This window comes from Kitasatospora sp. NPDC041917, assembly GCF_055589745.1.
This window is the reverse complement of sequence record NZ_JBVJBI010000011.1, coordinates 41231-63240: the sequence shown is the minus strand read 5'-3', so window position 1 is coordinate 63240 and position 22010 is coordinate 41231. Positions and strand designations below refer to the sequence as shown.

19 protein-coding genes are annotated in these 22010 nt (G+C 72.1%); 6 read left to right on the top strand and 13 right to left on the bottom strand.

The features are described from left to right. Nucleotides 1-221: 221 nt before the first annotated feature. From whiA to uvrA, 6 genes are all read right to left on the bottom strand, one after another. Nucleotides 222-1202: a DNA-binding protein WhiA gene (gene whiA, locus ACZ6EM_RS15870; RefSeq protein ID WP_049649611.1), complete on the bottom strand. Its 981-nt coding sequence runs from the start codon at nucleotides 1200-1202 to the stop codon at nucleotides 222-224. After that, nucleotides 1193-2290, bottom strand: a complete 1098-nt coding sequence (locus ACZ6EM_RS15865; RefSeq protein ID WP_380548970.1) for a gluconeogenesis factor YvcK family protein — start codon at nucleotides 2288-2290, stop codon at nucleotides 1193-1195. Before ACZ6EM_RS15865 ends, whiA begins: the two co-directional genes overlap by 10 nt. Before the next feature lie 63 nt (nucleotides 2291-2353). Then, a complete protein-coding gene (gene rapZ, locus ACZ6EM_RS15860; protein WP_359912919.1) occupies nucleotides 2354-3238 on the bottom strand; it encodes an RNase adapter RapZ in 885 nt (294 codons plus the stop codon). Between the two features lie 118 nt (nucleotides 3239-3356). Next, nucleotides 3357-5426 (bottom strand): excinuclease ABC subunit UvrC, encoded by a 2070-nt coding sequence (gene uvrC / locus ACZ6EM_RS15855; RefSeq protein WP_401047232.1) that lies wholly within the window; start codon nucleotides 5424-5426, stop codon nucleotides 3357-3359. A gap of 84 nt (nucleotides 5427-5510) precedes the next feature. Further along, nucleotides 5511-5948: a Rieske (2Fe-2S) protein gene (locus ACZ6EM_RS15850; RefSeq protein WP_380548964.1), complete on the bottom strand. Its 438-nt coding sequence runs from the start codon at nucleotides 5946-5948 to the stop codon at nucleotides 5511-5513. Between the two features lie 123 nt (nucleotides 5949-6071). Beyond that, nucleotides 6072-8984 (bottom strand): excinuclease ABC subunit UvrA, encoded by a 2913-nt coding sequence (uvrA, locus tag ACZ6EM_RS15845; RefSeq protein WP_401047236.1) that lies wholly within the window; start codon nucleotides 8982-8984, stop codon nucleotides 6072-6074. A gap of 279 nt (nucleotides 8985-9263) precedes the next feature. Between uvrA and ACZ6EM_RS15840 the strand changes: the two genes are divergently transcribed. Next, entirely contained in the window at nucleotides 9264-10016 is a 753-nt protein-coding gene (locus ACZ6EM_RS15840; protein ID WP_465772560.1) for a maleylpyruvate isomerase family mycothiol-dependent enzyme, read from the top strand. 45 nt (nucleotides 10017-10061) lie between these two features. Continuing rightward, nucleotides 10062-10715, top strand: a complete 654-nt coding sequence (locus ACZ6EM_RS15835; protein WP_452178280.1) for an MBL fold metallo-hydrolase — start codon at nucleotides 10062-10064, stop codon at nucleotides 10713-10715. 140 nt (nucleotides 10716-10855) lie between these two features. Here ACZ6EM_RS15835 and ACZ6EM_RS15830 read toward each other — a convergent pair whose 3' ends face one another. The 5 genes from ACZ6EM_RS15830 to zapE all read right to left on the bottom strand — a co-directional run bounded on the left by ACZ6EM_RS15830 (nucleotide 10856) and on the right by zapE (nucleotide 16659). After that, nucleotides 10856-11836, bottom strand: a complete 981-nt coding sequence (locus tag ACZ6EM_RS15830; RefSeq protein WP_359915326.1) for a TerC family protein — start codon at nucleotides 11834-11836, stop codon at nucleotides 10856-10858. Nucleotides 11837-12148: 312 nt separating this feature from the next. Then, nucleotides 12149-12727, bottom strand: a complete 579-nt coding sequence (locus ACZ6EM_RS15825; protein ID WP_452178281.1) for a TerD family protein — start codon at nucleotides 12725-12727, stop codon at nucleotides 12149-12151. 266 nt (nucleotides 12728-12993) lie between these two features. Continuing rightward, nucleotides 12994-15084, bottom strand: a complete 2091-nt coding sequence (gene uvrB / locus ACZ6EM_RS15820; protein ID WP_401043417.1) for an excinuclease ABC subunit UvrB — start codon at nucleotides 15082-15084, stop codon at nucleotides 12994-12996. Between the two features lie 44 nt (nucleotides 15085-15128). Beyond that, nucleotides 15129-15356 (bottom strand): hypothetical protein, encoded by a 228-nt coding sequence (locus ACZ6EM_RS15815; RefSeq protein ID WP_465772559.1) that lies wholly within the window; start codon nucleotides 15354-15356, stop codon nucleotides 15129-15131. A 256-nt stretch (nucleotides 15357-15612) separates the two neighbouring features. Continuing rightward, complete coding sequence (gene zapE / locus ACZ6EM_RS15810) at nucleotides 15613-16659, bottom strand: cell division protein ZapE (protein WP_401043453.1); 1047 nt, start codon at nucleotides 16657-16659, stop codon at nucleotides 15613-15615. Between the two features lie 126 nt (nucleotides 16660-16785). Between zapE and ACZ6EM_RS15805 the strand changes: the two genes are divergently transcribed. The 4 genes from ACZ6EM_RS15805 to msrB all read left to right on the top strand — a co-directional run bounded on the left by ACZ6EM_RS15805 (nucleotide 16786) and on the right by msrB (nucleotide 20069). Beyond that, entirely contained in the window at nucleotides 16786-17577 is a 792-nt protein-coding gene (locus ACZ6EM_RS15805; RefSeq protein WP_401043422.1) for a pyrimidine reductase family protein, read from the top strand. 51 nt (nucleotides 17578-17628) lie between these two features. Continuing rightward, on the top strand, nucleotides 17629-18090 hold the full coding sequence (locus ACZ6EM_RS15800; protein WP_359915318.1) for an indole-3-glycerol phosphate synthase: 462 nt from the start codon (nucleotides 17629-17631) through the stop codon (nucleotides 18088-18090). A gap of 122 nt (nucleotides 18091-18212) precedes the next feature. Beyond that, entirely contained in the window at nucleotides 18213-19622 is a 1410-nt protein-coding gene (gene murC, locus ACZ6EM_RS15795) for a UDP-N-acetylmuramate--L-alanine ligase (protein WP_465772558.1), read from the top strand. A gap of 36 nt (nucleotides 19623-19658) precedes the next feature. Further along, entirely contained in the window at nucleotides 19659-20069 is a 411-nt protein-coding gene (msrB, locus tag ACZ6EM_RS15790; protein WP_401043425.1) for a peptide-methionine (R)-S-oxide reductase MsrB, read from the top strand. Nucleotides 20070-20190: 121 nt separating this feature from the next. Here the strand turns inward: msrB and ACZ6EM_RS15785 are convergent, their stop codons facing one another. Continuing rightward, nucleotides 20191-21384 carry a cytochrome P450 gene (locus tag ACZ6EM_RS15785; RefSeq protein WP_401043428.1) on the bottom strand — a complete coding sequence of 398 codons (1194 nt, stop codon included), beginning with the start codon at nucleotides 21382-21384 and terminating at the stop codon, nucleotides 20191-20193. Next, nucleotides 21381-21968: a GTP-binding protein gene (locus ACZ6EM_RS15780; protein ID WP_401043455.1), complete on the bottom strand. Its 588-nt coding sequence runs from the start codon at nucleotides 21966-21968 to the stop codon at nucleotides 21381-21383. Before ACZ6EM_RS15780 ends, ACZ6EM_RS15785 begins: the two co-directional genes overlap by 4 nt. Nucleotides 21969-22010: the final 42 nt, after the last annotated feature.

Genomic DNA, 22010 nt, shown 5'->3' with positions numbered 1-22010 from the left:
CTCCGGGGCCTGGGACGGCACATCGCGCCGCCTGGTGAGACCGGGCGTGGCGTGCCCCAAACCCCATTTCAGGCCGTCCGGCCCTGGCCCGCCGGGCAGTTGGTCCCAGGTCAGTGGTCTCTACCAATTCGGGAGTGCCGCGGCTGTCCGGAAACGACCGCGGCCGGCGCCCGGAAGTCCGGGCACCGGCCTGTCGTGATCACGGAGCGTGAGCGTGGGCGTCAGTTCATCGCCATCTCGTCGGTGAGGCTGGCCTCGGTGCTCGGCAGGCCGAGCTCGGAGGCCCGCTTGTCGGCCATCGCCAGCAGGCGGCGGATCCGGCCGGCCACCGCGTCCTTGGTCAGCGGCGGGTCGGCGAGCGCGCCCAGCTCCTCCAGCGAGGCCTGCTTGTGCTGCATCCGCAGCTGGCCGGCCGCGGCCAGGTGCTCGGGCACCTCGTCGCCGAGGATCTCCAGCGCGCGGGCCACCCGGGCGCCGGCCGCCACCGCGGCGCGGGCCGAGCGGCGCAGGTTGGCGTCGTCGAAGTTGGCCAGCCGGTTGGCGGTGGCGCGCACCTCGCGCCGCATCCGGCGCTCCTCCCAGGCGAGCACCGACTCGTGCGCGCCGAGCCGGGTCAGCAGGGCGCCGATCGCGTCGCCGTCGCGGATCACCACCCGGTCGACGCCGCGCACCTCGCGGGCCTTGGCCGGGATGCCGAGCCGGCGGGCGGCACCGACCAGGGCGAGGGCGGCCTCCGAGCCGGGGCAGGTGATCTCCAGCGAGGAGGAGCGGCCCGGCTCGGTGAGCGAGCCGTGCGCCAGGAAGGCGCCGCGCCAGGCCGCCTCGGCATCGCAGGTGGCCCCGGAGACGACCGCCGGGGGCAGGCCCCGGATCGGACGGCCGCGGCCGTCCACGAGCCCGGTCTGGCGCGCCAGCAGCTCGCCGTCCTTGACCACCCGGACCACGAAGCGGCTGCCCCGGCGCAGTCCGCCGGGGGCCATCACCACCAGGTCCGAGGAGTGCCCGAAGATCTCCAGCAGGTCCTTGCGCAGCCGCCGTGCCGCCGCTCCGGTGTCCAGCTCCGCCTCGATCACGATGCGGCCGCTCACGATGTGCAGCCCGCCCGCGAACCGCAGGATCGCCGACACCTCCGCCTTGCGACAGCAGGCCCGGGTGACCGGGAGCCGGCTGATCTCGTCCTTCACCGCTGGAGTCATCGCCATGGCCCGATCCTTCCATGTGTCCGGAAAATCCGGTCGTACGCTGCCGCCAACAGCTCGGGGTCGTGTCGCGGCGTCCCGTCGGCGCGGGCCACCGAGCCGAGCACCAGAGCCGCTCCCATCCGTTCGGCGGCCTTCTCCAGTCCGTCCAGGTCGGCCTGGCCGAAGGCCCCGCCGGTGACGGCGCGCTCGTCCACCAGGATCGCATCCACGGCGAGGTCCGGAGCGTGGTCGGCGATGACCTCCAGGTGACGCTGCGGCGTGAAGCCCTCGGTCTCCCCCGGCTGGGGGGCCAGGTTCAGGGTGAGCAGGCGGCGGGCGCGGGTCTCGGTGAGCGCCGCGGCCAGCTCGGGCACCAACAGGTGCGGCAGCACGCTGGTGAACCAGGAGCCGGGGCCGAGCACCACCCAGTCCGCCTCCCGGACGGCGGTGACCGCCTCCGGGACGGCGGGCGGCTCGTCCGGCAGCAGCCGGATCGACTGCACGGTGCCCGGGGTCACCGCGACGTCGGCCTGACCGCGCACGGCCGTGACCTCGCCGGGCCGCAGCGGGTCGTGGCCGCGGACGGTCGCCTCGATGTCCAGCGGCACCGCCGACATCGGCAGCACCCGGCCCTGCACGTTGAGCAGCCGGCCGACCCAGTCCAGTGCCGCCACCGGGTCGCCCAGCTTCTCCCAGAGCGCGACGATCAGCAGGTTGCCCACCGCGTGGCCGCCGAGCTCGCCGTTGCCGGTGAAGCGCTGCTGGATCACCTCGGACCAGGTGCGGCCCCAGTCGTCGTCCCCGCACAGCGCGGCCAGCGCCTTGCGCAGGTCGCCCGGGGGCAGCACACCCAGCTCCTCGCGCAGCCGGCCGCTGGAGCCGCCGTCGTCGGCGACGGTGACCACGGCGGTGAGGTCGCTGGTGAGCCGGCGCAGCGCCGACAGCGAGGCCGACAGACCCTGCCCGCCGCCGAGCGCGGTGATCCTGGGCGCCGGATTGGCGCGGGCGGGACTGCTGCGCGGACGGCCCGGCGCCGTGGGCCGGGCCGGGCTGCCCGCCCGGTCACCGGTCCTGCTCTGCGGCTGTCGCCCGGGCACGTATCCCGCCACACTCACCTCGCGTTCCTCGGCCCGCCGACCGCTCCGCCGGCGGGCCCGGCAGGGAGGCGGCGGTTACTCCCGTCCCATGTCACGGTGGACGAGCACCGTCTCGACTCCGTCGGCGATGAGACGCTTGGTCAGACGCTCGGACATGGCGACGCTGCGGTGCTTGCCACCGGTGCAGCCTACGGCAAGCGTCATGTAGCGCTTCCCCTCGCGGCGGTATCCCTCGGTGATGATGCGCAGGAGCTGGGCGTAACCGTCCAGGAACTCGTTGGCTCCGGGCTGCTGGAAGACGTAGTCGGCGACGTCCGCGTCGGTGCCGGTGCGGGCCCGCAGTTCGGGCACCCAGTGCGGGTTGGGCAGGAAGCGGCAGTCCACCACGAGGTCGGCGTCGACCGGCAGGCCGTACTTGAATCCGAAGGACATCACGGTGGCGCGCAGCTCGGGCTCGTCGTGGTCGGCGAACTGGGCGTCCAGCTTGGCGCGCAGCTGGTGCACGTTGAGGTTGGAGGTGTCGATCACCAGGTCGGCCTCGCCGCGCAGGTCGCGCAGCAGGTCGCGCTCCTGGGCGATGCCGTCCACGATCCGGCCGTCGGCCTGCAACGGGTGCGGGCGGCGGACGCTCTCGAAGCGGCGCACCAGCGCCTCGTCGGAGGAGTCCAGGAAGACGACCCGGAGCCGGACCCCGCGCTTCTCCAGCTCGTCCAGCGAGGTGAGCAGGTCGTCGAAGAACTGCCGGCCGCGGACGTCCACGACCACGCCGATCCTGGCGACGTTGCCCTGGGAGCGCGCGCCCAGGTCGACCATGGTCGGAATCAGGGCCGGCGGCAGGTTGTCCACCACGAACCAGCCGAGGTCCTCCAGGCACTTGGCCGCGGTGGAGCGGCCGGCTCCGGACATCCCGGAGATGATCACCAGCTCCGGCGCGTTCTCGGCCACGTCTGACACGGTCACTTCGGTTCCCCGCTCTCGGTCTTTCTGCTGGGGAGAACGCGTACGGCTCGGCCGCCCTTCCCCGGCCCGGGCAGGCGGGCGGGGCCGGGGCACACCGGCTGACGGGCGGCGTCGGCCGTCATGGCGTCTCCTGGGATGGTGCGGTCTGGGGTGCTGCTGCCACCGGCTCGGCGGCCTGCTCGGCCCCGTCCTCGATGATCTCGCCGGTCGCGGTGTTGACCGCGGGTGCGACGGGTGTACGGGACGACAACGCCTCCGCAACAGTCTGCGCGGTGCGGCGTCCGATGCCGGGTACCTCGCAGAGCTCGTCCACGGTGGCGGCCCGGAGCTTCTTCAGCGAGCCGAAGTGCTTGAGCAGCGCCCGGCGGCGAGTCTCGCCGAGGCCCGGGACGGAGTCCAGTTCCCCGGCGGTGAGTCGCTTGGAACGCTTGTTGCGCTGATAGCTGATCGCGAAGCGGTGCGCCTCGTCGCGGACCCGCTGGAGCAGGTAGAGGCCCTCGCTGGAGCGGGGCAGCACCACCGGGTCGTCCTCGCCGGGCAGCCAGACCTCCTCCAGGCGCTTGGCCAGGCCGCACAGCGCGACGTCGTCGATGCCGAGCTCGTCCAGGGCGCGCTTGGCGGCGGCGACCTGCGGCTGCCCGCCGTCGACGACCAGCAGCTGCGGCGGGTAGGCGAAGCGCTTGGGGCGGCCGTCCTCGTCCCGGGTGCCGCCGGTGCCGGTGTCCGGGTCGGTGCCGCCGCCCGGGTCGGTGCCGGTGTCGTCCTCCTCCGGGACGGCCCACTCGCCGGTCTGCTCGCGCTCCTGGAGGTAGCGGCGGAAGCGCCGGCCGATCACCTCGTGCATCGAGCGGACGTCGTCCTGGCCCTCGAAGCCCTTGATCTGGAACCGGCGGTACTCGCTCTTGCGGGCCAGGCCGTCCTCGAAGACGACCATGGAGGCGACCACGTCCTCGCCCTGGAGGTGGGAGATGTCGTAGCACTCGATGCGCAGCGGGACGGAGTCCAGCTCCAGCGCGTCGGCGATCTCCTGGAGGGCGCGGCTGCGGGTGGTGAGGTCGGAGGCGCGCTTGGTCTTGTGCAGTGCGAGCGCCTGCTGGGCGTTGCGCTGCACGGTGGCCATCAGGTCCTTCTTGTCGCCGCGCTGGGGGACGCGCAGGTCGACCTGGCTGCCGCGCAGGCCGCTCAGCCACTCGCGGACCGGCTCCGCCGGGGCGGGCAGGGCGGGGACGAGCACCTCGCGGGGGACGGACTCGCCGCCGCCGTAGAGCTGCTGGAGGGCGTGCTCGACCAGGCCGGCGGTGTCGACGTCCTCGACCTTGTCGGTGACCCAGCCGCGCTGGCCGCGCACCCGGCCGCCGCGGACGTGGAAGATCTGCACGGCGGCTTCGAGCTCGTCCTCGGCGAGGGCCAGCAGGTCGGCGTCGGTGGCGTCGGCGAGCACGATGGCGTTCTTCTCCATCGCGCGCTTGAGGGCGCCGATGTCGTCCCGCAGCCGGGCCGCCTTCTCGTACTCCAGTTCCTCGGCGGCCTCCTGCATCTGTTCTTCCAGCCGGCGCAGGTAGTTGCCGGTGCGCCCGGCCATGAAGTCGCAGAAGTCCTCGGCCAGCGCGCGGTGTTCGTCCGCCGAGACCTTGCCGACGCAGGGCGCGGCGCACTTGCCGATGTAGCCGAGCAGGCAGGGCCGGCCGACCTGGCGGGCGCGCTTGAAGACGCCGTTGGAGCAGGTGCGGACGGGGAAGACGCGCAGCAGCAGGTCGACCGTCTCGCGGATCGCCCAGGCGTGCCCGTACGGGCCGAAGTAGCGCACGCCCTTCTTGTGCGCCCCGCGCATCACCTGGACCCGCGGGTACTCCTCGTCGAGGGTGACGGCGAGTTCCGGATAGCTCTTGTCGTCGCGGTACTTGACGTTGAACCGCGGGTCGAACTCCTTGATCCAGGAGTACTCCAGCTGGAGCGCCTCGACCTCGGTGCCGACCACGGTCCACTCCACCGAGGCGGCGGTGGTGACCATCGTCGCGGTGCGCGGGTGCAGACCGGCCAGGTCCTGGAAGTAGGACGACAGGCGCGGCCGCAGGCTCTTGGCCTTCCCGACGTAGATGACCCGGCCGTGGGCGTCGCGGAACCGGTAGACGCCGGGGGAGGTCGGGATCGCACCGGGCGCGGGGCGGTAGGTGCTCGGGTCAGCCATGGGTCCACCGTACCGAGTGGGGCCGGGGCCGCGGGGCGGAGATCGTCGGGGAGGACCGTGGCGGTCGGAAGGCGGTCAACTGGGTCAGCTCGGGGTCACCTTGAGGTTGCCGCCCTCGACCGTGACGGTGTAGGCGGGCAGCGGGGAGGGGGCCGGTCCGTCCTGCACGGCGCCGTCGGCGATGGCGAAGCGGCTGCCGTGGCAGGGGCACTGGATCTGGTTGTTCTTCACCTGGTCCACGAGGCAGCCGGCGTGGGTGCACCGGGCGTTGAACGCCTTGTACTGGCCCGCGGTGGGCTGGGTCACCACGATCTTCTGCTCGCGGTAGACCTTGCCGCCGCCCTCCGGCACGGCCGAGGCCGGGCCGAGGTCGACCGGGCCCTTGGGGGCGCTGTTGCCGGAGGAGGCGGAGGAGCTGCACCCGGTGACCGCCACGGTGCCGCCGGCCGCCAGGACGGCCGCGGCCCCGCAGAGCAGGGTGCGGCGGGAGGCGGTGGGGCTGGTCTCGGGGGCCTCGGACATCGGTGTGCTCCTACGGTTGCTGCTGCGGCGAGGGACCACGGAATTCTATGCCGCGCCACCCCGCCGCTCCCGGGCCACCCGGACGGTGCGGGCGGCGGGGAGCGGCGGGGTGGACGGACGGGGCTACTTCTTCGCGGCGGCCGCGCGCTTGCGCGGCGCCCTCTTCGCCGGGGCGGCGACCGGGGCGTCCGTGAAGTCGGCCGGCAGGATGTCCCGCAGGAACTTGCCGGTGTGGCTCTCCGGGACGGCGGCGATCTGCTCCGGGGTGCCCTCGGCGACCACCGTGCCGCCGCCGGAGCCGCCCTCGGGGCCCATGTCGACGACCCAGTCGGCGGTCTTGATCACGTCGAGGTTGTGCTCGATGACGATCACCGTGTTGCCCTTGTCCACCAGCCCGCTGAGCACCTTGATCAGCTTGCTGATGTCCTCGAAGTGCAGGCCGGTGGTGGGCTCGTCCAGCACGTAGACCGTCCGCCCGGTGGAGCGCTTCTGGAGCTCCGAGGCGAGCTTGACGCGCTGCGCCTCACCGCCGGAGAGGGTGGGCGCGGACTGGCCGAGCCGGACGTAGCCGAGGCCGACGTCGTTGAGCGTGCGCAAGTGCCGGGCGATCGCCGGGACGGCCTCGAAGAAGTCCAGGGCCTCCTCGATCGGCATGTCCAGCACCTCGGCGATGGACCTGCCCTTGTAGTGGACCTCCAGCGTCTCCCGGTTGTACCGGGCGCCGTGGCAGACCTCGCACGGCACGTAGACGTCCGGCAGGAAGTTCATCTCGATCTTGATGGTGCCGTCGCCCGAGCAGTTCTCGCAGCGGCCGCCCTTGACGTTGAAGGAGAACCGGCCGGGCAGGTAGCCGCGGACCTTCGCCTCCTGCGTCTCCGCGAAGAGCCGGCGGACGTGGTCGAACACGCCGGTGTAGGTGGCCGGGTTGGAGCGCGGGGTGCGGCCGATCGGCGACTGGTCGACGTGCACCACCTTGTCCACCTGGTCGGTGCCGGTGATCCGGGTGTGCCGGCCGGGCACGCTGCGGGCGCCGTTCAGCTCCCGCGCGAGGTGGGTGTACAGGATGTCGTTGACCAGCGTCGACTTGCCGGAGCCGGAGACGCCGGTGATCGCGGTGAAGGTGCCCAGCGGGAAGCCGACCGTGACGTCCTTGAGGTTGTGCTCGCGGGCGCCGTGGACGGTCAGCTGGCGCTTCTTGTCCCGCTCGCGGCGGGAGGCCGGGATCGGGATGGACCGCTTGCCGGAGAGGTACTGGCCGGTCAGCGACTCCTTGTTGGTGAGCAGCTGCTTCAGCGAGCCGGAGTGCACCACCTTGCCGCCGTGCTCGCCGGCGCCCGGGCCGATGTCGACCACCCAGTCCGCGGTCTTGATGGTGTCCTCGTCGTGCTCGACGACGATCAGGGTGTTGCCGATGTCGCGCAGCCGCACCAGCGTCTCGATCAGCCGGTGGTTGTCCCGCTGGTGCAGGCCGATGGACGGCTCGTCCAGCACGTACAGCACGCCGACCAGGCCGGAGCCGATCTGGGTGGCCAGCCGGATGCGCTGGGCCTCGCCGCCGGACAGGGTGCCGGCCGCGCGGTCGAGCGAGAGGTAGTCCAGGCCGACGTCGACCAGGAAGCGCAGCCGCTCGTTGACCTCCTTGAGGACCCGCTCGGCGATCTGCTTGTCCCGGGCGTTCAGCTTCATCGCGCCCAGGAACTCGGAGCAGTCGCTGATCGACATCGAGGAGACGTCGGCGATCGACCTGCCCTCGACGGTGACCGCGAGCACCACCGGCTTGAGCCGGGTTCCCCGGCAGGTCGGGCAGGGCACCTCGCGCATGTAGCCCTCGAAGCGCTCGCGGCTGCTGTCGCTCTCCGCCTCGGTGTGCCGGCGCTGGATGAACGGGATCGCGCCCTCGAAGCCGGTGCTGTACGAGCGCTCCCGGCCGAAGCGGTTGCGGTAGCGGACCTCGACCTGGTGCTTGTGCCCGTACAGCAGCGCCTTCCTGGCCCGGGCGGGCAGCCCGGCCCAGGGGATGTCGGTGCGGAAGCCGAGCTCCCCGGCGAGCGCGTCGATCAGGCGCTGGAAGTACTCCTTGGCGTGCCCGGCCGACCACGGGTGGATCGCGCCCTCGTCCAGCGAGCGCTCGACGTCGGGCACGACCAGCTCCGGGTCGACCTCCATCCGGTTGCCCAGGCCCGAGCAGTCCGGGCAGGCGCCGAACGGCGAGTTGAAGGAGAACGAGCGCGGCTCCAGCTCCTCGAACGACACGTCGTCGTACGGGCAGTAGAGGTGCTCGGAGTACATCCGCTCGCGCTCCGGGTCGTCCTCGGGGAGGTCGACGAAGTCGAGCACGACCATGCCGCCGGACAGGCGCAGGGCCGTCTCCACCGAGTCGGTGAGCCGCCGCTTGGCGCTGTCCTTGACGGTCAGGCGGTCGATCACCACCTCGATGGTGTGCTTCTCCTGCTTCTTGAGCTTCGGCGGCTCGGCGAGCTGGATCGTCCCGCCGTCGACGCGGGCGCGGGAGTAGCCCTTGGACTGGAGGTCGGCGAAGAGGTCGACGAACTCGCCCTTGCGCTCGCGCACCACCGGGCTCAGCACCTGGAAGCGGGTGCCCTCGGCGAGCTCCAGCACCTTGTCCACGATCGCCTGCGGCGACTGCTTGGCGATCGGCCGGCCGCAGTGCGGACAGTGCGGCTTGCCGATCCGGGCGAACAGCAGGCGCAGGTAGTCGTAGACCTCGGTGATGGTGCCGACGGTCGAACGGGGGTTGCGGTTGGTGGACTTCTGGTCGATCGAGACGGCCGGGGAGAGGCCCTCGATGAAGTCCACGTCGGGCTTGTCCATCTGCCCGAGGAACTGGCGGGCGTAGGAGGACAGCGACTCCACGTAGCGGCGCTGGCCCTCGGCGAAGATCGTGTCGAAGGCGAGCGAGGACTTGCCGGAGCCGGAGAGGCCCGTGAAGACGATGAGGGAGTCGCGGGGCAGGTCGAGCGAGACGTTCTTGAGGTTGTGCTCGCGAGCACCGCGGACGATGAGGCGGTCGGCCACTGCTTCTGGCGCCTTTCTCCGGGGCGAGAGGGCTTGCGGTGAGTATCGGTACTTCTTCCAGGATGCGGCAGCCAGCCTATAGCTCAGACGTTCGAATATCGACTCTGTCCAGCGGAGACCACCCGAACGAGTGAGGGCCACCCCGGGACCGTCCGTACCCGCACGGCGCGCATAGCCGAAAACCCCCTGCTCAGGGCGCGGATCCGGCGGTAGCGTCACCTGGTCAACGAGCGAAGCCCCCGCGGGCAACGCACCCTCTCGTCACAGAAGGCAGATTCGATGACCGACCCGCAGCCGACCGACCCGCAGTCCGCCGCCGCGTCCGCCGCCCGGCACCTGGCCCGGGTCGAGGAGAGCACCCGGCACCTGCTGCACACCGCGGCCGAGCTGAAGCCCGAGGCCCTCGCCGAGCCCTCCGCGCTGCCCGGCTGGACCCGCGGCCACGTGCTGGCCCACCTCGCCCGCAACGCCGACTCCCTGGTCAACCTGCTGACCGGCGCCCGCACCGGCACCGACATCCCCCAGTACGCCGGCAACGAGGCCCGTGACCAGGACATCGAGCGCGACGCGCCGCGCCCGCTGGAGGTCCAGCTCGCCGACCTTCGGGAGTCCCACGAGCGCTTCCTCGCCGCCGCCGCGCTGATGGACCCCGAGGCCTGGGCCGTCGGGGTCAGGCACCGCTCCGGCTACGTCTTCCCGGCCTTCGACATCCCGGGCAAGCGCGTGGTCGAGCTGGAGTTCCACCACGTCGACCTGGACGGCGGCTACACCCCGGCGCACTGGCCGCAGGAGTTCGCGGTCACCCGGTTCCGCGGGCTCGCCGAGGGGCTGGCCGGGGAGGCCGGCCTGCCCCCCGTGGAGCTGGTCGCCGACGACACCGAGGACCGCGCCGTGATCGGCACCGGCACCCCGGCCCTGACCGTCGAGGGCCCGGTCCGCGCGCTGACCGCGTGGCTCTCCGGCCGCTCCACCGGCGACGGTCTGCGCCACGCCCCCGGCACCGCCCTCCCCCGGCTTCCCCCGATGGGCTGACGGCGCGAGGATGATCCCAGGAGCCACTGGAGAGGGAGCGAACGGATGACGTACCACGGAGCGGTCAAGGTCGGCGGAGCGCCGGACGTGCGGGAACTGGCCCACCTGATCATCACCAAGGTCGCCGTCGGCCCGTACGACAACAACGCCTACCTGCTGCGCTGCCGGGCCACCGACGAACAGCTCCTGATCGACGCGGCCGCCGACGCGCCGGTGCTGCTGGAGACCGTCGGGGACGACCTCGAAACGGTGGTCACCACCCACCGGCACCACGACCACTGGGGCGCGCTGGCCGAGGTGGTCGCCACCACCGGCGCCCGGACGGCCGCCGGCGAGCACGACGCCGAGGGCATCGACGTCCCCACCGAGCTGCTGCTCGCGGACGGTGCCGGGCTGCGGGTCGGCGAGGTCGAGCTCACCGTCCGCCACCTGGTCGGCCACACCCCCGGCGCGATCGTGCTGGTCTACGACGACCCCCAGGGCCACCCGCACGTCTTCACCGGCGACTGCCTCTTCCCCGGCGGTGTGGGCAACACCTGGGGCGACCCGGAGGCCTTCCGGACGCTCTACCGCGACGTCACCGAGAAGATCTTCGACGTCCTCCCCGACGAGTCCTGGGTCTACCCCGGCCACGGCGACGACACCACCCTGGGGGCCGAGCGCCCGCACCTCGACGAGTGGCGCGAGCGCGGCTGGTAGCCCCGCCCCGCCCCGCCCCCGCCGAACGGCCGAGGCCCCCGCGACCGGAAGCGGTCGCGGGGGCCTCGGCGGTGCACCGGCCCGGTGCCTCGGGCATCAGGCGCGTCGGGCCTCGGGCGTCTGGCGTCAGCCGTCAGGCGTCAGGCATCGAGCTTCTCGCGCTCGGCCTGCTCGGCCTTCTTCGAGGCCCGCAGGCTGGTGAAGGTGGTGATCGCCAGGACCACCACGATGAAGCCCAGCGAGAACGGGATGCCGATCTCCGGGGCCCAGTCCGCGCCCGCCTCGTGGGCGGCGTGCAGCACCAGCTTCACACCGATGAAGCCGAGGATCACCGACAGGCCGTACGACAGGTGGACCAGCTTCTTCAGCAGGCCGCCGATCAGGAAGTACAGCTGGCGCAGACCCATCAGGGCGAAGGCGTTGGCGGTGAAGACCACGTACGGGTCCTGGGTCAGGCCGAAGATGGCCGGGATCGAGTCCAGTGCGAACAGCACGTCGGTGGTGCCGATCGCCAGCATGACGATCAGCATCGGGGTGATCAGCCGGCGGCCGTTCTCCCGGACGAACAGCTTGGTGCCGCGGTAGTCCTCGGTGGCCGGGAAGCGGCGGGTGATCGACTTGAGGACGCGGTTCTCCTCGAACTCCTCCTCGCCCTCCTCCTCGGCGCGGGCCTCCTTGATCAGCTTCCAGGCCGTCCAGATCAGGAAGCCGCCGAAGATGAAGAACACCCAGGAGAACTCGGAGACCAGGGCGGCGCCGCCGGCGATGAACACCGCCCGGAGCACCAGCGCGATGATCACACCGAACATCAGCACGCGCTGCTGGTAGATCCTGGGCACCGCGAACTTGCCCATGATCAGGATGAACACGAAGAGATTGTCGACACTCAGCGACTTCTCGGTGATGTAGCCGGCGAAGAACTCACCCGCCGGCTGCGCACCGGAGTGCCACCAGAGGAAGCCACCGAAGAGGACCGCCAGAACGACCCAGACGGCCGTCCAGATCCCGGCCTCCTTGATCGAGACCTCGTGCGGCTTGCGCCCTCCGATGAAGAAGTCCGCCACGATCAGTGCGATCAGCACCAGGATCGTGGAGACCCACATGGTTATGGAAACGTCCACTACTGCTCCTCCGGCAGGTAGGCGAGACAGTCATCGTCACTGCCGGAGGTCTCTTCCGCCCATCGGGCCAGCGCCCCGGGGTGCCGCGACGGGCATCCGTGATGACGGGGTCGGCTGTCGAGGAATACTCCCCTCCGCTACCAACGAGAGTAACAGCTGCTCCAAGGAAAGGTAAAGAAGGTAAAGACCGTCAGGCGGGCCACCGGACCCGGGGAGCCCTGGGAGCCGGTGCCGCGGGTGCCGCGGGAGCGGGGAGTGGCGGGTCCTGCGGGGAGTGGCGGGTCCTGCGGGAAGTGGCGGGAGCCGCCCGGGCTACAGGTACGGCTCGATCGCCGGCAGCAGGTCCTGGAAGGTGCGCCCCTTGGCCGGCGCGCCGATCGCCTGCATCTCCCAGCCGCCGTCGCCGTCCCGGACCACCTTGGCCATGATCTGCCCGGTGTGCGGCCCGCCGCCCGCCAGCTCGTAGCGGGCCAGCTCCAGCCCGGTGGTCTCGTCCACCAGCCGGCAGTGCGCCCGCTGCACCTCGGCGAAGGTCTGCCCGGTGTACGAGCTGACCGTGAACACCACCTGGGTGATGTTCACGGGCACGTGCGCCAGGTCGACCAGGATCGCCTCGTCGTCCTCGGCCCCGGAGCCGCCCTCCAGGTTGTCCCCGGTGTGCCGCACGGAGCCGTCGTTGCTCTCCAGGTGCGAGAAGAACACCACGTCGGACGGGGTCCGCTCGGCGTACAGCAGCGCCGAGGCGTCCAGATCGATCTTCCGGGTGCGGCTGCCGAACAGCCCGCGCTTGGGGGCGGCCCGCCAGCCGAGGCCCATCCGGACCACGGTCAGGGCGGCGCCCTGCCCCTTCTGGAGGCTGACCCGCTGCCCCTTGGCCAGGTTCACCGACACGACGTTGTCCTCTCTGCCGGCCGCGCGGTCACACCCGCGCGGCTCCACGATGGAACACCCCGTCGCCGTCCCCCGGCTGAGGCCCCCTCTGCGTACGGCCCGCAACCCCGTCCCGAGGGCACGATGCCGCAGGCCAGCCTAGGCCCTGCGGCACCCCGCCCTCCCCCGGGTTTCCCTGTTTGTGGCAAGCCTGAGACACCCGCGGGCTTGACCGGTGTCATTCCGGCCAAGCCCGGTCACCACGCGGGCGCGCTCGCGCGGGCCGCCTACGCCACACCCGCCTCGCGCATCTGCCGCAGTTCCTTCTTCAGCTCCTTGACCTCGTCGCGCAGCCGGGCCGCGACCTCGAACTGGAGGTCGGCGGCGGCCGTGTGCATCCGATCGGTCATCTCCTGGATGAGGTCCGCCAGTTCGGCGGCGGGCAGGGACTTGGCCGGCTTGCGCTCCGCGCCCAGCGACGGCACCGGGGCCTTGCCCTTGCCCTGGTTGCGGTAGCCCGTGGAGAGCAGCTCGTCGGTGTCCACGTCCTCGCGGGCGAGGGTGTCCAGGATGTCGCCGATCTTCTTGCGCAGCGGCTGCGGGTCGATCCCGTGCTCCTTGTTGTAGGCCTGCTGCACGGCCCGGCGGCGGTTGGTCTCGTCGATGGCCTTCTCCATCGAGGGAGTGATCCTGTCCGCGTACATGTGGACCTGGCCGGAGACGTTGCGGGCGGCCCGGCCGATCGTCTGGATCAGCGAGGTGCCGGAGCGCAGGAAGCCCTCCTTGTCCGCGTCCAGGATCGCCACCAGCGACACCTCGGGCAGGTCCAGGCCCTCGCGCAGCAGGTTGATGCCGACCAGCACGTCGTACCGGCCCGCCCGCAGCTCCCGCAGCAGCTCCACCCGGCGCAGCGTGTCCACGTCGCTGTGCAGGTACCGGACCCGGATGTCCAGGCCGAGCATGTAGTCGGTGAGGTCCTCGGCCATCTTCTTGGTCAGCGTGGTGACCAGGACGCGCTCGTCCCGCTCCACCCGCTGACGGACCTCGTGCACCAGGTCGTCGATCTGGCCCTCGGTCGGCTTGACGATCACCTCGGGGTCGATCAGGCCGGTCGGGCGGATGATCTGCTCGACCTGGCCGTCCCCGCGCGACAGCTCGTACGGGCCGGGCGTCGCCGACAGGTAGACGGTCTGGCCGATCCGCTCCAGGAACTCCTCCCACTTCAGCGGGCGGTTGTCCATCGCGGAGGGCAGCCGGAAGCCGTGCTCGACCAGGGTGCGCTTGCGCGAGGCGTCGCCCTCGTACATCGCGCCGATCTGCGGGACCGTGACGTGCGACTCGTCGATGACCAGGAGGAAGTCCTCCGGGAAGTAGTCGAGCAGGGTGTTCGGCGGGGAGCCGGGCTCACGGCCGTCGAAGTGCATCGAGTAGTTCTCGACGCCCGAGCAGGTGCCGATCTGGCGCAGCATCTCGATGTCGTAGGTGGTGCGCATCCGCAGCCGCTGGGCCTCCAGCAGCTTGCCCTGCTTCTCCAGCCGGGCGAGCGTCCCCTCCAGCTCCTTCTCGATGCCGGTGATCGCGCGCTCCATGCGCTCGGGGCCGGCCACGTAGTGCGAGGCGGGGAAGACGTGGACGGATTCGTCCTGGCTGATGATCTCGCCGGTGAGCGGGTGCAGGGTGTACAGCGCCTCGATCTCGTCGCCGAACATCTCGATCCGGACGGCGAGCTCCTCGTAGACCGGGAAGATCTCGATGGTGTCGCCGCGGACCCGGAAGGTGCCGCGGGTGAAGGCCACGTCGTTGCGGGCGTACTGGATGTCGACGAAGCGGCGCAGCAGGTCGTCCCGGTCGATCTCCTGGCCGATCTTGAGCCGCACCATCCGGTCGACGTACTCCTGCGGGGTGCCGAGGCCGTAGATGCAGGAGACCGAGGCGACCACGATGACGTCCCGGCGGGTGAGCAGCGAGTTGGTCGCCGAGTGGCGCAGCCGCTCGACCTCCTCGTTGATCGAGGAGTCCTTCTCGATGTAGGTGTCCGTCTGCGGGACGTACGCCTCGGGCTGGTAGTAGTCGTAGTACGAGACGAAGTACTCGACGGCGTTGTTCGGCAGCAGCTCGCGGAACTCGTTGGCCAGCTGCGCGGCCAGCGTCTTGTTCGGCGCCATCACCAGGGTGGGCCGCTGCAGCTTCTCGATCATCCAGGCCGTGGTGGCCGACTTGCCGGTGCCGGTGGCACCGAGCAGTACGACGTCCTTCTCCCCTCCCCTGATCCGCCGTTCCAGCTCGGCGATCGCCGCCGGCTGGTCGCCGTTCGGCTGGAAGGGACTGACGACCTCGAAGGGCGCCACGGACCGCTCAATACTCGTGATGGGACGCACCACTCAACGGTACGACCCACCACTGACAAGCGAGGCCGGTTCGATCAGGCCGCGTGGGCCTCGAAGCTCATGGCCGGCTCCCGGGCGGGGTCGATCCGCACGACGGAGTCGAAGGCGGCGGCGAGTCGCTCGGTCAGCGGAAGGGCCGGATCGACCCCGCTCTCCTCGATGCCCCCGACGGTCTCCTCGGCCAGCACCATCCGCCGCCCGGCCGCGCGGCACTCCTCGCTCTCCCGGTGCTCCGCCGGCGCGAGCCAGTGTGTGATGCGCATGGACCCGATCCGCAGCTCCCGCAGCGGGCCGCCCAGGTGGCTCGCCAACGGCAACGACAGCGCCTCACCGTCCTCGGCGAGGCGGTCGGCGGCGCGTTCGGCAGCCCGGTACTCGGCGGTCGGGCAGTTCTGGAGCCATACCCGCGCCTCGGGCTCGATCTCGATCCCGTAGCCCGCCCGGGACTCGTCACCGGTCGTGCCTCTCCCCCTCGCCCGGCAGTGGGAACAACTGCCGGGCGAGGGGGAGAGTCACGGGTCAGGCCTTGGCGCTGTCCCGGGCGAGGGCGACCAGGCGGGAGATGGCGCGCAGGTACTTCTTGCGGTAGCCGCCGCGCAGCATCTCCTCCGGGAAGACCTGGTCGAAGGGCAGGCCGGAGGCGGTGATCGGCAGCTCGCGGTCGTACATGCGGTCGGCGAGGACGACCAGGCGCAGCGCGGTGGACTGGTCGTCGACCTGCTTGACGCCGCGCAGGCAGACCGCGGTGACGTCGTCCAGCAGCGCGCCGTAGCGGCTGGGGTGGACGGCGGAGAGGTGGGCGAGCAGGGCGTCGAAGTCGTCCAGCGAGGCGCCGGGGGTGCGGTCCGCGACGTCTCCGACGGCCTCGTCGGAGTACGGCGGCGGGGCGTCCGGCAGGCCGCGGTGGCGGTAGTCCTGGCCGTCGATCCGCATCGGGCGGAAGTGCGCGGACAGGCCCTGGATCTCGCGCAGGAAGTCGGCGGCGGCGAAGCGGCCCTCGCCGAGCTTCTCCGGCAGGGTGTTCGAGGTGGCGCACAGCTTCACGCCGTTCTCGACCAACCGGCCGAGCAGGGTGGAGACCAGCACGGTGTCGCCCGGGTCGTCCAGCTCGAACTCGTCGATGCAGAGCAGCGTGTGCCCGGAGAGGGTCCGCACGGCCTGCTGGAAGCCGAGCGCGCCGACCAGGTTGGTCAGCTCGACGAAGGTGCCGAAGGCCTTGGGGCCGGGGGCGGCGTGCCAGAGCGAGGCGAGCAGATGGGTCTTGCCGACGCCGTAGCCGCCGTCGAGGTAGACCCCGGCGGGGCCGGTGGGCGCGGGGGCGGAGCGGCGGAACCAGCTGCGCTTGGGCGGCGAACCGTTTCCTCCGCCGAGGGTGGCCGCGAACTGCTCCAGGACCTGGACGGCCTCGTACTGGCTCGGCTGGGTCGGGTCCGGGATGTACGTCCCGAAGCTCACGTCGGCGAACCGGGGCGGCGGGACCATCTCGGCGACCAGCCGCTCGGCGGGCACGACGGGACGGCGGGAGGTGAGCGCGATCGGGGAGCCGGACACGGGTGCGGCGGCTATCGGCTCGTTCGCGGTTGCGGAGTGGGAGGCTGCGGGCACATCAGTAGAGGGTACGCCTGCCCCGTACGCCGTCCGAACGACCCGCGGCCCCGGACGGAGCACGGCCCGCGGTGGAAGACTGGGATCATGCAACAGTTGATCAGCCCGCTGGGCGGCCGGCCCGCGGATCCGGCCGCACTGGAATCGCTCGCCGCCGTCTACGCGTACCCCGAACAGGTGAATCAGGGGCGCCCCTGGCTGCGCGCCAACATGGTGTCCGGCCTGGACGGCGGGGCCAGGCTGGACGGGCTCTCGGAGGGCCTCTCCGGCGACGCGGACAAGCGGATCTTCGGGGTGCTGCGGGCCCTGTCGGACGTGGTAGTGGTGGGCGCGGAGACGGTCCGCGCCGAGGGCTACCGGCCGGCCCGGGCGCGCCGGGAGTTCGCGGCGGCCCGGGCGGCGGCGGGCCAGGCGCCCGCCCCGGTGATCGCCGTGGTGAGCCGCTCGCTGCGGCTGGACCTGACCGCGCCCCTGTTCACCGAACCGCTGGTCAGGACGGTGGTGATCACCACCGGGGACGCCGATGCGGAGCGTCGTCGGGCGGTGGCCGAGGTGGCCGACCTGGTGCTCGCGGGCACGGGTTCGGTGGACCTGCGGGCGGGCGTGGCGGCCCTGGCCGAGCGGGGCTGGACCCGGCTGCTGACCGAGGGCGGCCCGCGTCTGCTGGGGCAGTTCGCGGCGGCCGGTCTGCTGGACGAGCTGTGCCTGTCGCTGGCCCCGCTGCTCACCGGCGGCGACGCGCCGCGCATCCTCCACGATGCCGGAATGCCGGACGTGCAGCGGATGGAGCTGGTCTCATTGATCGAGCAGAAAGGATTCCTCTTCACTCGCTACCTGCGTCACCTGGGTTCGGATGACCCCGTGACCCCCCGATCGTGATCCCGTTATGCGATGCCGGGGCCCGGGGGCCGGCCACTGGAAGGGACTCACGTGTTCAAGACGGTACTGATGATCGAAAAGGCTCTCTCCGACGCGGACGTGGAACTCGTCACCACGCTCCACGGCGAGGAGGAGGTGTCCTTCGTCGTCCTGATGCAGCCGCGCGGCAGGCAGGACGAACTGCTGCGGGCGCTCGACGACGTCGCCCTCGGCCACCTCGACAAGGTGGTCCACGAGCACGACGAGTCCGGGAACGCGCCGACGGTGGCCACCGAGTCGCTGGAGCACAGCCTGCGCCACCTGCGCACGGCCGGGGCCGGGGCGGTGGGCGAGCTGGTCGAGGAGAGGCCCCTGGAGCGGCTGCGCGCGGTCGTCGAGGAGCAGCGGGCGGACGAGGTGGTGGTGCTCACCTCCCCGCACTTCGTGGAGGAGTTCTTCCACCGCGACTGGGCCTCCCAGGCCCGGCACAAGGTGGGGGTCCCGGTGCTCAGGCTGTTCGCCAGCGACTCCTGAGCGACTCCTGGCCCGGCGCGGCGGTGGTGCAGAATCGTCCTTGCGGTCCGCCCGCGAGGACGATTCCGTCCTCCCGTCCCGTCCGCCCGCCCTGTCTGCCCCCGCCCCTACGGAGCCACGCCTTGAACGACGCCGCGCACGACCTGCACGCCCCGCACTTCATCGGCATCGGCGGCGCCGGGATGTCCGGCCTGGCGAAGATCCTCGCCGTGCGCGGGGCCAGCGTCTCCGGCAGCGACTCCAAGGAGTCCGAGACCGTCCTCGCGCTGCGTGCCCTCGGTGCCACCGTGCACGTCGGCCACGCCCCCGAGCACGTGCCGGACGGCACCAGCAGCGTGGTCGTCTCCAGCGCGATCCGCGCCGACAACCCGGAGCTGGCCGTCGCCCACGAGCGCGGCATCCCGGTGGTGCACCGCTCCGACGCGCTGGCCGCGCTGATGGGCGGCCGGCGGGCACTGGCGGTGGCCGGCACCCACGGCAAGACCACCACCACCAGCATGCTCGCCGTCGCCCTCGGCGAGCTGGGCCTGGACCCGTCCTACGCGATCGGCGGCGACCTCGACGCGCCCGGCTCCAACGCCCACCACGGCACCGGCGAGATCTTCGTCGCCGAGGCGGACGAGAGCGACCGCAGCTTCCACAAGTACGCGCCGGAGGTGGCGATCGTGCTCAACGTGGAGCTGGACCACCACGCCAACTACGCGTCGATCGAGGAGATCTACGAGTCCTTCGAGACCTTCGTCGGCCGGATCGTCCCCGGCGGCACCCTGGTGGTCTCGGCCGACCACGACGGCGCCCGCGAGCTCACCTCCCGGGTGGCCGGACGCGAGGGCCTGAACGTGGTGACGGTCGGCTCCGCCGAGGACGCCGACCTGCGGGTGCTGTCGGTGGTCGCCCGCGGCATGACCAGCGAGGTGACCGTGCTGCTGGACGGCGTCGAGCTGGCCTTCACCGTCTCGGTGCCCGGCCGGCACTACGCCCACAACGCGGTGGCCGCGCTGGCCGCCGGCGTCGCGCTGGGCGTCCCGGCCGCCGACCTGGCCAAGGCGCTCGGCGCCTACACCGGCGTGCGCCGCCGCCTCCAGCTCAAGGGCGAGGCCGCCGGCGTCCAGGTGATCGACTCCTACGCCCACCACCCCACCGAGATGGCCGCCGACCTGGAGGCGATCCGCGAGGGCCTGACCGGCGGTGGCCGGGTGCTGGTGGTCTTCCAGCCGCACCTGTTCAGCCGCACCCAGCAGCTCTCCGAGGAGATGGGCCGGGCCCTGGCGCTGGCCGACGCCTCCGTGGTGCTGGACATCTACCCGGCCCGCGAGGACCCGATCCCCGGCGTGACCAGCGAGCTGATCGTCGACGCCGCCCGCCGGGCCGGCGCCGAGGTCGCCGCCGAGCACTCCTTCGCCGCCGCTCCCGCCGTGCTGGCCGGCCTCGCCCGCCCGGGCGACCTGCTGCTCACCATGGGCGCCGGGGACGTCACCAACCTGGGCCCGGAAATCCTTCAGCACCTCGCGAACGTTGCTTCCAACGTCTGACACACGCACGCACGTACGCCGCGACCGGGAGCCGTGATGAGCTACGAGATCGAGAAGACCGAGGCCGAGTGGCGCGCCGAGCTCAGCCCCGAGGAGTACCACGTGCTCCGCGAGGCGGGCACCGAGCGCCCGTTCACCGGTGAGTACACCGACACCAAGACGGTCGGCGTCTACGGCTGCCGGGCCTGCGGGGCCGAACTGTTCAGCTCCGAGACCAAGTTCGACAGCCACTGCGGCTGGCCGTCCTACTACGCGCCGCTGGCCGGGGACCGGGTCCAGTACATCGAGGACACCTCGCTCGGCATGCGCCGGGTCGAGGTGCGCTGCGCCCGCTGCGGCGGGCACCTCGGGCACGTCTTCGAGGGCGAGGGCTACGGCACGCCGACGGACCAGCGGTACTGCATCAACAGCGTCTCGCTGACGCTGAAGCCGGCCGAGCAGGGCTGAGCGACGAACGGCAGGAGGCCCGGACACCGTACGTGTCCGGGCCTCCTGCCGTGCGGGCCTGCGTGCCCGGGCGTGCGTGCTGTCCCGGGCCCGCGTGCTGTCCGAGCGTGCGTGTCCGGGCCTACCCCTCGACCGGTGCGAAGCGGACCGGGAGGTGCATCAGCGCCCGGTGGAACGGACCCGGGCGCCAGAGCAGGTCCTCGGCGGGGGTGGAGAGCTCGAGGTCGCTGAGGCGGCTGCCCAGCTGCTCGATGGCGGTGATCGCGATCAGCAGGGCCGGGTCCCGGGCCGGGCAGGCGTGCGGGCCGGCCGCCCAGGCCAGGTGGGCGCTCTCGCCGCTGCGCAGCCCGCCGTCGTCGGTGGGCGGCGCGGCCTGGGAGTTGGCGGCCGCGTACGAGACCAGGACCAGCGTGCCCGCCTTGATCTCGCGGCCGTGGAAGGTGATGTCGTACCGCGGGTAGTGGGCCGAGAGGTTGGCCATCGGCGGCTCGTGCCAGAGCACCTCGTCGATCGCCTGGTGGGCGGTCATCGCCCCGCCGAACAGCGAGCCGGCGTAGCGGGCGTCGGTGAGCAGGCGCAGCAGGGCGTTGCCGATCAGGTTGGTGGTCGGCTCGTGCCCGGCGATCAGGGTCAGGGTGATCTGCCGGATCACCTCGTCGTCGTCCAGCCCGACCGGGTGGGTGACGTACATCGAGGTGAGGTCGTGCCGGGGCCGCGCGCGGCGCTCGGCGACCATCGCGGTGACCACCGCCAGGAGCTTCCCGTACGAGGCGCCCGCCCGCGCGGTGGACTCGATCAGCCCGGTGATCGCGTCCACCACCTCCTCGCGCTGCTCCGGCGGCACGCCGAACCAGGTGGTGAGCGCGAAGGCGGGCAGCCGGCGGGCGTACTCGGCGATCAGGTCGGCGTGCCCGACGGCGGCGAAGCGGTCGATCAGCCGGTGCGCGGTCTCGGCGACCTGGCGCTGGAGCCGGTGCGGTTCGAACAGTGCGAGGGCGTCGGTGATCACCGCCCGATAGCGCGCGTGGGTCTCGCCGTCGCTGAACAGCGCGGTCGGGCGGTAGCCGAGGACGGGCAGCAGCGGGGAGTCCGGCGGGACGGTGCGCTGCCAGGCCCGGGAGTCCTTGGAGAAGGTGTCGGTGTCGCGCAGCAGGTCCAGTGCGGCCTGGTAGTCGGTGACCAGCAGGGCCTCGACGCCGGGCGCGACCTCGACCGGGGCGACCGCGCCGTGCCGCCGCAGCCGCTCGTAGACCAGCTGGGGGTCGGCGGCGAAGACCGGGCCGTGGATCGGGGTCGGGCGGGACTCGACGGTCACGGCTGCTCCGGGGTGGCGGGGTCCGCGGTGGCGGAGTCCGAGGTGGCGGGGGCGGCGGGCAGGGCGTCCAGGACGTGCTCGGCCAGCGCGATCAGCGCGTCCAGGCTGCTGTCGCGCTCGCGGGCGTCGCAGAGCAGCAACGGGGTCGCGGCGTGCAGGTCCAGGTGGGTGCGCAGCACCTCGACCGCGTGCTCCGGTGCGTCCGGGAAGCGGTTGACGGCGACGGCGTACGGCAGGCCCTGTTCCTCGACCATGTCCATGATCTCGAAGGAGTCGGCCAGCCGGCGGGTGTCGGCGAGCACCAGGGCGCCCACGGCGCCGCGGGCGATGTCCTGCCAGAGCGGGAAGAAGCGGCGCTGGCCGGGGGTGCCGAACAGGTAGAGCACGACGTTGCCGGGCAGGGTGAGCCGGCCGAAGTCGACGGCGACGGTGGTGGTGGCCTTCTCGGGCAGGCCGGCCAGGTCGTCCACCGGGCGGCCGGTCTCGGTCATCGCCTCCTCGGTGTGCAGGGTGGCGATCTCCGAGAGAGTGCGGATGAGGGTGGTCTTGCCGACCCCGAACGGGCCGGCCACCACCAGCTTCATCAGCGTCTGGTCCCGGTCGGGCAGGTAGCCCACCCGGCTCTG